Raw genomic sequence first — 12,286 nt, forward strand, 5'->3', positions numbered from 1 at the left:
ACTTACTCTTTCTGCCTGCAAACGCAGTCTTCCTGCTTACATTCCGGAGTGGGAAATCGTCTCTTCTGCGTTCAGGTACTCATCGATGTTGCTGCCGTCTACCTTCTGATATTCTGAAAAATAATACCGGCCTTCTTTCAGGCTTTCCTGGTCAAATTCCTCTCCCTCGAACAGCTCCACTGCCATTTTCGCCATTTTCTTTGCCTGATCCACTCTGTCATTTAGGATGCTGCCCTGCATCTCTCCTGCCTTTACGGCTTCCAGAGCCTCTTCCAGGCCATCAATTCCGAAGATCACCGGCCATTCTTCACGGACATAGCCTGCTTTCCGATAGGCCTCCACAGCCCCAAGTGCCATCTCATCGTTGTTGGACATAACAAGTTCAATCTTTTTTCCGTACTGGCTGATCAGACGGTTCATGCGGTTTTCCGCCTGTCCCCGGTTCCAGTCCGCTAACTGATAGCTTAGCTTTTCCAGTATAACATCATTCTTCATCAGTGTCTTTACGGAATACTCTGTTCTGCTGATGGCATCCTGATGGCCTGCTTCTCCTTCCAGAAGCACGTATTGGATCTTTCCATCCTGATTTTTATCGACTTCCGGATGGCTCTTGATGTATTCTTCTGCAATCTCGCCCTGCATAATCCCGGACTGTTCTGCATCACAGCCCACATAATACAGCTTTTCCCACTGCATCAGGTCTTCCCTTACCGGTTCCCTGTTAAAAAAGATCACAGGAATGTCTTCATTCCTTGCCATTCGGATGATCCGGGACGGAGCTGTCCGGTCCACAAGATTGATACAGAGCACATCACAGCCGGCATCAATCATCTCTTCCACCTTTTCGTTCTGTTCCTGCTGATCGTCGTTTCCGCTTTTTGTCGATACGATAATCCTTCGTTCTTTGTTTTCCATGGCTTTCAGCTGCGCCTTCAGTTCATCCGTCAATCCATTGATAAAAGGATCATCCTGAGTGTAGGTTATCACTCCGACCCGCAGGGTTTTCTCTGTCTGGTCCGACTTGCCGGAACACCCCGACAGCACAAGCACCGCACTCCCTATCGTGGCAGATAATAATACTGCCACCCTTCTTTTCTTTTTATTCATAGGAATATAAAAACCTTTCTAAATCTTCGTCCATAGAGAAATTTTCCTTGCCAAGTACCTGATATTCGGTTATATATCCTTGCATTTTATAAGACCTGTGCTCGATCCTTTTGGTTATTTCTTCCACACTTTTATAGCCGATTTCATATCCGTCCGGCACAGCCAGCCCCTGAATGTTTCCGTTATCCAGAAGTGCAATTGTCTTCAGACTGTAACCCACTCCATAGAGCTCCGCGCCCTCGTATGTTCCATTTTCTGCCTGCTCTCCAAACTCTTCCAATATTCCTGCATCCAGGATGACAAGAGCATCCGCCTCTGTTTCCTTCTTCATCCGCTCCACAATGTCCTGTTCTTTTCTCCGGTAAATACACCAGCTGATCTTGCTTTCGCTGCCTTCCAGCGCCTCGTTCAATCCACAAATCTCCGCCTGTACAGCCTCGGACATTTTCCAGTCGGCGATAATTCCGATCTTCTGCTTTTTTGTTCTCAGCCGTTCTCCCAGCCATCTTCCGATCTCCCGGTAATCCGGCTGGATCGTGGGACTGGCAGTTTCCCCTTCTTTTACCGCCAGACCATCTGCAATCAGCAGATACGGTTTCTTTCCACACTCTTTTTTCAGCATATTTTCCGTCTCATGACCGGGTGCCGGATATATGATAAAGCCATCAATATCGTTGTCCTTCTGTTCCCTGATAAATTCTCTTTCCGCCTCCGGCCCGTCGATCTCTTCCGTATTGCAGATGATCATATGAACGTTGTTCTCTGCCGCAGCCTGCTTCATTCCCTTGATCAGGGCATCCCAGCGTTTGTCACCGGACTCCGGAAGAATCACCGCAATCCGGGGCTCTGCTACGTTCTGATCGAAAATCTTCCATACAAAGAATACTGCCAGCAGCAGCAAAAGAAACTCAATTATAAGAAATTTCATTCTGTTCTTTTTCATCCGCCCGGTCTCCTCTGTATGTATTTTTGTAATTCCAATGCTTCTGCGTTTTCCGGTGTATATGGGATTGCCGGAATACGGATCGTAACCCTTGTTCCTTCGTCCGGTTCGCTTTCTATGGAAAGTCCGTATTCTTCGCCAAACATCAGCCGGATTCTGGAATGCACATTGATTACGCCCACACCGGAACCATGCTTCGGAACCTTGCTGTTATCCGTCAGAATATTTTCCAGGACTTCTTCCCGCATGCCCATCCCATTGTCTTCGATGGTGATCAGAATGTCCTCGTCTTTCTTTTTTCCGCTGACGATGATCATGCCGCCATCATCCTCATCCATATTGCCAACGCCATAATAGATGGCATTTTCCAGGATGGGCTGGATCACCAGCTTTACGATGCAGCAGTTTTCGATCTCTTCCTCGATTCGGAATTCTGTTTTAAACCGCTCTTTGTACCGGGCCAGCTGGATATTCATATAGCTTCTGCTGTGCTGCAGCTCATCCTTAATGGGAATGATGGTCTTACCGCGGGATAGACTGACACGAAGTAATTTTGCCAGTTCAGAAATCATACGAACCGCTGCTTCATTTTCCTGGGCTTCCACCATCCACGTGATGGATTCCAGTGTATTATACAGAAAATGGGGGTTGATCTGGCTTTGCAGGGCATCCAGTTCACTTTTTCTTCGTTCATTTTGCTGCCGGATGATCTCGTCCATCAGTTTTTCGATCTGTTCATAGGACTTCTGCACAGAATGTCCCAGATGGCGGATCTCCGAGGAGCCGCCGATATAGATATCCGGTTTTCCTCCTGCCTCGTGGGCCTTGACGGAAGCATCCAGCTCCCGGATCGGTTTGGATATCTTCCGGGAAACCAGCTGGTTTCCCTCCAAAAGCATGACCATAAGAACCAGAACAGTAGCAAATACATAGTAACGGAAGTTCTTGTAGTTTGCCGCCTGCACACTCTCCGGCACAACACCGATCATTTTCCAGCCTGTATAGGCTACGCTGCCGACGATCACGGTCTCGTTCTGACCGCCGGAACGGATCTCGTAGGTTCCGTCCTCGTATTTTGCCGCGTCCAGACTGTTTTCTTCAAATAATCCGCGGTTTAACTCCGTTCCCCGTGGATGATAGATCATCTCTCCGTCCTGACTGGTCAGATAATAGTAGATTCCGCCGGAACAGTCATTGATCTGCTTCATCACGTCCCTGATCACAGAATATTTCATATCCAGTAAAAGAATACCGGTTTCCGGTGTCTCTCCCTTGTTGACATCTACATACCTGCTCAGGGAAACTACCCATTGGTACCGATAAGAGCCGTCCTCAAACAGCTCCTGGATATGCGGTGTGGAAAAGTGTATATTTTCAATGGCATCTTCCGCATTTTTATACCATTCCTGCGTCTGCACCTTCACATTTTTCTTTTCTGCCGCCACCGGCTCCGATGCAATCAGATTTCCTTTGGGGTCATACAAAGCCAGGCTCTGGATCTTATCGGAGTTGGTCTCATAGAGCAGACTGAACTGCTCCGAGAATTCCCCGCTGGATATATCAAACTGCTGGACCACGTTGTAGTTTGCCCCGTTTATAATCTGCCGGATATCCAGCAGGTCTGCATCTAACCGGTCCACGGTAGCCTCTACAGTAGCTTCCGTGTTGTCCACTGCTGTTTTTTCCAATGCCAGCTTGAATCGATGGTAAAGCAGCAATCCCATTACAATGATCGTAACCAGTGAAATCGCCATAAGGACAGACAGGATGATCGACTGTATGTTAAATACGATGTTCTTCCTGGAATCCGGCTTTCTTTTTCTATCTTTCATGTATTTTCCCTTTCACCTGTTCCCTCTTTTCTGCCTGATGTACTCTCGGAGTCTTTCTGTGCTTGCTCTTTCTGCTTTCCGTCTTTTTATTTTCCGGAAGCTCTGTATTTGGAAGGGGAAACACCGAATTTCTTTTTGAATACATAGCTGAAGTAGTTCGCATCCTGATATCCCACTTTTTCTGCGATCTTATAGCTTTTTTCATCGGTGTTCAGCACCATTTCTTCTGCCCTGTCCATTCGGTAATCGGTAAGATAGGAGACAAAGGACTGACCGGTTTCCTTTTTAAAGATGGACGAAAAGTAAGAATTGGACACACCAAGATCTGCGCACACATCATCCAGCGAGAGCGCCGGTTCCATATATCTGTCTTTTACGATGTTCTGTGCATCGGTGATGATCCGTCTGGAGGTACTGTTTCTGGTACTTCTCAGTTTTTCGCTGATCGCCATAGACATATTGATGATCCAGTTTGTCATAGAGCTTTCATCCAACTGAGTCACTCTTTCATAAAGGTTCTGTACATTTCCGGAAATTTCATTGAAATCCATGGAATTATTGGCACAGAATTTGAAAAATCCGCTGACAATCTCCATGGTAGCCAGATTGTACTGGCTGATGGTGGCTGCATTCTTATGGAGCTTTTCTGTCTCTTTGATGGCTTCTTTCCGGATCTTCTCCTGATCCCCTACATGGATGGCACGAAACAGCTCCTGCATCCTTGTCTCTTCTAAGGGAACCGCCTTTTTTGACTCTTTAGGAACGATCTCCGCGATATTGATGGCTCGTTTCGTTCCGTACAGGACACGATAGGATACCGCCTCTCTGGCTCCCTCGTAGGAAATACTGATGTCGTACAGACTGTTGCAGACGGTTCCGATCCCTGCGGTAACCGCCGCCCCCATAATTCTCCATGCCCAGCGGCAGAACCGGTCACACTTGTCCGTCAATTGAGCTATCTCATCTTCTGAATGGAGTTCCATAATCAGAATGGTATTACCCATATAAATGAATTCCTGGCAATTACAGTTCTCCATCAGCCGCTGTTTGATCTCCCGTTCCACGGACATGGATAATAATAAGGGATTCATCCCATCCGGCACATCATTTTCCGAGGTATGAAAGATAATGCAGCAAAACAAAGGTCCCTTCATATCCACCTGATAATCCAAAAGGAATCGTTCATAGTCCTCTTCTCTGACTCTTCCTTCAATCAGGGAAATGAAGAAATTGGACTGCAGCTTTGGTAATACCTCCTGGAAATAGTCTTCCAGTTTTTTTACATTTAACTTTTCTTCCCGTTCCCTGTCCAGTGTTGTTTTCAGCTTCATCAGGCTCTCTGACAGCTCGGTGGCGCTGATGGGTTTCAGCATATATTCCTTAATCTCCAGATGGACGGCCTCTTTCGCATACTCGAATTCGTCAAAGCCGGTGCAAAGCATAATGTAAATATTAGGATAGTCCTGGTTCAGTTTTCTTGCCAGCTCCAGTCCATCCATGTAAGGCATTTTAATGTCCGTCAGTACCACATCCGGCTGAAGTTTTTCCACCAGCTCCAAAGCCTTCACGCCGTTGGTGGCACTTCCCACTACGTCAAATCCCAGATCATTCCAATGGATCTTTTTTTTCATAACATCGATGACCTCTACTTCATCATCGACAAGAATCACTTTATATTGTTCCATTCTTATCCCCCTGTTTTCCGGAGTACGTTGTTGTTCCTTCATTATAGCAGAAGATTGCTCTCTGCTGAATGAATAGTTACAAAAATTTTTGCCAGAACAGAATAAAAGACCGCCCTAGTCATCCATCGGACGACCGGGCTGTCTTATATTCTATCTGTTTATGAATCTTTCATTATTTTTTCTGTACATATTTCAGACAGTCAAGTGTTACAGCTGCCAGAATAATGATACCTTCGAAGATGAACTGAAGGTTGGTATCAATACCCAGAATCGTCAGGGCATATGTCAGGGAGGTAAAGATCAGTACACCGGTTACAACTCCGGAGATCTTACCGATACCACCGGTAAAGGATACACCACCAACTACGCAGGCTGCGATGGCATCCATATCCCATCCCTGTCCGTAAGCTGCACTACCGGAACCAACCATACGGTTACATTCCAGCCAGGAACCGAAGCCATACAGGATACCTGCCAGCATAAATGCTCCCATTGTTACTTTAAATACAGAGATACCGGATACTGCTGCCGCTTCCGGGTTTCCACCTACCGCATACAGGTTTTTGCCAAAAGTTGTTTTGTTCCAGATAAACCATACAATGGCAACTGCTGCAACAGCCCACAGAATGATGGTCGGGAATTTTCCGATCTGCGGAATGAAAGTATTCGGGATGGCAGAATCAATCGCACCGAAGGATACACCCTTGGTCGCATAGGTAACCAGACCGAAGATGATCAGCATGTTCGCCATGGTAGAGATAAACGGATGCATTTTGAATCTCGCCATGAAGAATCCGGCAATCATGGCAAATGCTGTCGTAAGGATTACACACATTAACAGTGCAAACAGTGCTTTCGCTGTAGCAGGCATAGCGGAGAAGTCAAATACATGTCCGAATACGGCACCTGTATTGATTCCGTTATGCATGATGATGGTTGCTGTAACCATACCCATACCAACCATACGTCCCACAGAAAGGTCGGTACCTGTTAACAGGATCAGACCGGCAACACCAAGTGCAAGGAACATACGCGGGGATGCCTGCTGTAAGATATTCAGGATGTTGGTAACAGTCAGCAGCTGTGTATTTTTAACGATCGGTGTGATGATACACAGTGCGATGAAGATCAGAATGATTACAATATACAGACCGTTTTTGTACAGGAACTGAGATAAATCGAAGGTATATCTGTAATTTTCCAGTTTCTGTATTCTCTGCTGCGGGAATGTAAATTTGGAAGCCCGCAACAGGTCGATCAGGTGATATTTATGCATGAATGCTTCATGTCTTCTGTCCTTGATCTCCTGAAGCTTCGATTCGTGAGCCATCTGTGCATCAAACAATTTATTTTTGAGCACATATTTCTCAGCCTTAATCTCTTCTGCACCCTTCAGAGAAGCAACCTTTTTCTGATGCTCGCTCTTTAGATCTGCTTTGACCTTCTCATATCTGCTGTTTTCTTCTGCTTTTGCAGCTTTGCAGCTTTTGTTTACTACGTCGTAATAATCCTTTTTGTAATGCGCGGCCAGATAGCTTTCTGCCTCTGCGATCAGCTTTTTGATTTCTTCTTTGTTGTCTGCTTCTACTTTTTTTGCATTTTCCAGCTCTTTTTTGCTGTTTTCAATGATCTTATCTCTCTGTGTTGCGGATAAGTTCTTGTTTTCTTTTGCAATCGCGATCTGTTTTTTCAGATCGCTCACTTTGTCAAAGCCGTCTGCACGTAATGCATCGATTTTTTTCTGGATTTCTTCCACATATTCATCGATCGGCTTCAAAAGCTTTGCTTCTTCTTCCGACGAAATAATAACGCTGTTTTCTGCCATTTCCAATTTTCCTCCTGTTACAGGTATTTAGCACTGAGTCTCAATAATTCTTCCTGGTTTGTTTCTTTGGTATTTACGATTCCGGCCAGACGTCCGTTAGACATAACACCGATTCGGTTGGTAATACCAAGAATCTCCGGCATTTCGGAAGAAACAACGATGATTGTTTTTCCCTGTTTCGCCATATTGATAATCAGTTCATAAATTTCATATTTTGCTCCAACATCAATTCCTCGTGTCGGGTCATCCATCATGAATACGCTCGGTGAACGCTCCAGCCATTTACCAAAGATGACCTTCTGCTGATTACCACCGGAAAGGTTGGCGATCATATCATCCGGTCCCATACATTTTGTATGCATGATCTTGATTTCTTCAGCCGTTGCACGCACCATCTTGTCATGCGATAATGCGACTCCGCTCTTATAATGCTTCATATTCGCAATGGTAGTATTGAATGTAATATCGCCCTTCAGGAACAGACCATTGGCTTTTCTTTCCTCTGTAATCAGAGCAAATCCGTGATCCATAGCATCTTTCGGGGAGGAGAAGTTCAGTACTTTTCCATCATATACGATATTTCCTTCTGCTTTTGTACGAATTCCGAAGATGGTCTCCAGAAGTTCCGTACGACCGGCACCGACCAGACCATAGAATCCGAAAATTTCTCCTTTTTTGATATCAAAGGAAATATTCTGCAGTTTCGGTGCATATTTTGTTGATATATTCTGTACGGAGAGAATCGTTTCTCCCGGTGTATTGTCTACAGGCGGAAATCTGTTGTCCAGAGAACGTCCAACCATGGCGGCGATCAGTTCGTTCATATCCGTTTCTTTACTTGGCTTGGTCATGACCAGGCTTCCGTCTCGCAGTACGGATATTTCGTCACAGATTTCAAATATTTCATCCATTTTATGTGAAATGTAGATCAGAGCAATTCCCTGCGCCTTCAGCTGACGCATCATCTTAAAGAGTTTTTCAACCTCCGGTGCAGTCAGGGATGATGTAGGTTCATCCAGTACAATGACTTTGGAATGATAGGAAATCGCTTTTGCGATCTCGCACATCTGTCTCTGAGATACAGACATTTTCTTCATTGGCTGCGTCAGATCAACTGTAATTCCCAGTTTTCTGAACAGGTCTGATGTTTCTTTTTTCATTCTTCCTTCGTCGATCACTCCAACGGAATTCTTTGGGTATCTTCCAAGGAACATGTTATCTACAACACTTCTTTCAAGACACTGGTTCAACTCCTGGTGTACCATTGCCACTCCGTTTTCCAGTGCATCCTTCGGGCCGGAGAAATTCACTTCTTTTCCGTCCAATACGATGGTTCCTTCATCTTTCTGATAGGTTCCAAAGAGGCATTTCATCATTGTCGATTTTCCGGCACCGTTTTCACCCATCAGTCCCATAATGGTTCCAGGTTTGACATTCATGCTGATATGTTTCAGAACCTTATTTCTACCGAACGATTTGCTCATGCCGTTAATCGATAAGATATATTTATTCTTATCATCTGTCATAGCTGCGCTTCCTTTTCTTAATAAAGAAGGGTATCATTGCTGACACCCCTCTATAATTTCATTCATTTACGGTAACGATTCAGAGACCTCATCTCGATTTCGCATGGCTCCGAATCGTCACCATTTACACTCTTATTCTGTCTCGAATTATTTGGAGAGAAGTGATGTATATGCTGCTGCATTATCGGTCTTAACCATGTTAATTGCAAAAGCATCATACTCGCTCGGGTTTCCAAGACGGTTTGTGATATTAGACTCTGTCTGTCCGTCTCCACCGATGTAATCTACCTTCAGGTTCAGCAGATCATCATATTTCTCCAGCAGTGGCTGATAGGTAGAGCTCAGGAAGTTATCCGATGCGTTGTAGATATTCAGCCATACTTTTTTGGATGGGCTCTTGCTTTCATCCAGCTGTTTTGCAACTTTATCGTAAACTTTTGTGGAATCTGTGAAATCGTTGTAGTTATCGGCTGTTACAGCAATATTTAATGCGTAGTAAGATCTCTCTTCTTCGCTGTATCTGTAATCCTCACCCTCTGTCAGGCAGTTGCCGGCTTCATCTGCTGTACCGATACCGGTATCAATGTCTACACCGTCCAGTGCGTTACGCAGAACTCTCAGTGTCAGGTAAGCCTGAACGTCTGCATGCTGAGAAATTGTTCCGCCATATCCTTCACCGATTGCTGCTACAGCATCGCTGTTTGCATCGTAACCGAAGGTAGGAACTTTGTTGTCTTTCGCCCATGCATTGAACATTGACATTCCCATACCATCGTTATTGGAAACTACAACATCGATCTGATCACCGAAGGAAGCTGTCCATGTTCCGATCGCGTTACCAGCTGTTGCAGCATCCCATGTTGCACCTGCTGAGTTTTTCATTTCCTGAGAAGCCAGCTCACGGATGGTATATGTTTTTCCGTCTACATCCAGAGTTGCATCCTGCACAACCTTTGCTTTTCCGTCTACGTTTGTTCCGGCCGGTGTAGAATCTACTCCGCCGTCTGCATCTACACCTGTTCCAAGTGCGGAACGAACACCACGTGTACGAGCGATAGAGTCGTTATGTCCGATATCACCGATTGCCAGAACATATCCGATTACGCCGTCACCGTTTCTGTCGATCGTGTCTGCGTTTTTCTTGATGTAATCCAGAACCATCTGTCCCTGCAGTTCAGCACCCTGGTTTGCATCGAAACCTACATAATAAGTATTTCCGTTGAAGTTCAGAGCATCTTTGTCCAATTCGCCGGTAGCACTGCTGGATGGCTGACGGTTGAACCAGCACAGAGGTTTGTCCTTGTTTTCTACGCTTCCGCCCGTTGATGCCGTAGAATCTGCTGTTTCTGTTTTCTGGGTAGAATCTTTAGACTCTGATGGGGATCCTCCACAGCCAGCCATGGATACTGCCATAGCTACTGCCATAATTGCTGCTAATGCTTTTCTTTTCATTTTTATTCCTCCCGTTTGGTGATTTTGCTAGATTCGCTTCGTTCCTAGCTGATGAATTCATTATAATCACAAGAGGCCTAAAAAAAAATAGAATATTTTTGGATTAGTTATTGAAATTTTTGGTTATTTCGTATTCTTTTCACGCGTTCTATAGTGATCCTGTATACTGCGTATCTTTATATTTCCGTATCAGAATCATATAGCTTATGATCAGTAAAACAGCTGCACTGCTCCATGCACAGATCTCGGCATAGTATATTCCCTCTTCGCCGATCCATTTCGGCAGCAGCAGCGCAACGCTGACACGCATCACAAATTCTGCAATGCCGCTGGCAAGCGGAATCAAAGTATTGCCCAGCCCCTGGATCGCGGAACGATACACATGCAGCAAATACAGTATCCACAAAAAGACAGCCATGATAAACAAATACTTATATGCAATATCTAATACCTGTCGGATCTGCTCCGGTTCACCGGATACAAACAGAGACAATATATTACGCCCAATCAGCACCATCATACCGGAAATGAAAACAGAAGTGAGCACTGCCATATACGTACCGCTGCGCACACCTTTTCGGATTCTCTGATATTTCTTTGCGCCAAGATTCTGCCCTACATACGTTGTAATCGCATATCCATAGGAAACGGCTGCCATCTCCAAAATTCCATACAGCTTGTTCGTTGCCGTAAATCCGGCTACAAACAGAAAGCCAAAGCCATTGATCACATACTGCACCGTAAGTCCTCCCACAGAAATGATCACGTTCTGTATGGCAAGAGGAGTCCCCAGCTTCAAAAGCCGCAGACTCATAGACGGCTGCCTGTAAAAATCCTCCTTTTCCAGTCGGATATCCCTGATTTTCCGTAATACAAGCAGACAGTACAAGGCTGAAAATCCCTGTGCAATAACAGTCGCCACGGCTGCTCCGGCTACGCCCCAGCCAAAAACTGCCACAAACAGCAGGTCAAGTCCCACATTGATCACTGCTGCCACGGTCATTGCAATCAATGGAGATCTGCTGTTTCCAAGTGCCCTTAAGATCGCCGCAAAGATATTATAGGCAGCTATAATCGGGACTCCCGCAAAAATCAGCCGCAAATATAGCATCGTCAGATCAATAACATTATCCGGTGTCTGCAAAAATAAAAGAACGTGATAAACTGCGCCTTCACTTACTGCAAGTACAATCACAGACAGTAATGCTGTCATAATATAGCTTTTCGCCACCGCACATTTCAGATTTTCCTTTTCCCCTGCTCCATAGTACTGCGATACAAGAATCGAAAAGCCCTGTGTGATACCTGTCATGATGCCCAGCACCAGCCAGACCAGCCAGTCTCCGGCGCCTACTGCCGCCAACGCTTCTACTCCTACCACCTGGCCAACAATCATGGTGTCCGCCATCGTATAAAACTGCTGGAAAATATTTCCGAGCATCAGTGGTATGGCAAACGTTATGATCAGTTTTCCGGGGGATCCCGCAGTCATATTCTTTTCATTTGTTCCCATAAGATTAAGAAGCTCCTTTTCTCTCTTTCTCCTCCTGCCGCTATTTTACAGGGGACCCTTGCGAAACACAATTCTATTTTTTCACAAAGTTTTTCCGATATTTTTGGTGGCTATTACTTTCTTTTGAGGTAAAAAGAGATTTTCGTTGGTTTTCCATTACAGAGTATGAAAAAGAAGCAGCGTATTTGAGACGCAGACATAATATGCATCCAATTACGTATCGGATTCTACATCTTAATTCCGCAGTATTCCCATGTCACTGTATCGAGCAAGAGGAACTCCTCTGTTCCAATTGGCTTTCCATCTCTGTAAGTTGAAAACACATCCGTGCTAATCAGATTTCCCTCTTTCGTAATTGCATCCATAGGTGTATGACCTACAACCTGCAACAACTTACGTGGCT

The 12,286-nt window shown here is 45.1% G+C and carries 8 protein-coding genes; all 8 read right to left on the reverse strand.

Going from position 1 to position 12,286, the window contains the following annotated elements; translation table 11 throughout:
- Positions 1-36 precede the first annotated feature (36 nt).
- Complete coding sequence (locus DW965_RS12570; RefSeq protein ID WP_319638367.1) at positions 37-1,086, reverse strand: galactose ABC transporter substrate-binding protein; 1,050 nt, start codon at positions 1,084-1,086, stop codon at positions 37-39.
- Between the two features lie 13 nt (positions 1,087-1,099).
- Entirely contained in the window at positions 1,100-2,050 is a 951-nt protein-coding gene (locus DW965_RS12575; protein ID WP_118601136.1) for a substrate-binding domain-containing protein, read from the reverse strand.
- Entirely contained in the window at positions 2,047-3,882 is a 1,836-nt protein-coding gene (locus DW965_RS12580) for a cache domain-containing sensor histidine kinase (RefSeq protein ID WP_118595951.1), read from the reverse strand. The genes DW965_RS12575 and DW965_RS12580 overlap by 4 nt, the downstream gene beginning before the upstream one ends.
- Before the next feature lie 86 nt (positions 3,883-3,968).
- Entirely contained in the window at positions 3,969-5,567 is a 1,599-nt protein-coding gene (locus DW965_RS12585; protein ID WP_055267740.1) for a response regulator, read from the reverse strand.
- A 172-nt stretch (positions 5,568-5,739) separates the two neighbouring features.
- Complete coding sequence (locus DW965_RS12590; RefSeq protein WP_055228554.1) at positions 5,740-7,392, reverse strand: galactose/methyl galactoside ABC transporter permease MglC; 1,653 nt, start codon at positions 7,390-7,392, stop codon at positions 5,740-5,742.
- Between the two features lie 17 nt (positions 7,393-7,409).
- A complete protein-coding gene (locus tag DW965_RS12595) occupies positions 7,410-8,918 on the reverse strand; it encodes a sugar ABC transporter ATP-binding protein (protein ID WP_055228555.1) in 1,509 nt (502 codons plus the stop codon).
- A 147-nt stretch (positions 8,919-9,065) separates the two neighbouring features.
- On the reverse strand, positions 9,066-10,370 hold the full coding sequence (locus DW965_RS12600) for a substrate-binding domain-containing protein (protein WP_055220189.1): 1,305 nt from the start codon (positions 10,368-10,370) through the stop codon (positions 9,066-9,068).
- 148 nt (positions 10,371-10,518) lie between these two features.
- Positions 10,519-11,883: an MATE family efflux transporter gene (locus DW965_RS12605; RefSeq protein WP_119198445.1), complete on the reverse strand. Its 1,365-nt coding sequence runs from the start codon at positions 11,881-11,883 to the stop codon at positions 10,519-10,521.
- Positions 11,884-12,286 lie beyond the last annotated feature (403 nt).

Origin of the sequence: Blautia sp. AM47-4, from assembly GCF_003479865.1 — a bacterium.
Lineage (GTDB): Bacteria > Bacillota > Clostridia > Lachnospirales > Lachnospiraceae > Fusicatenibacter > Fusicatenibacter saccharivorans.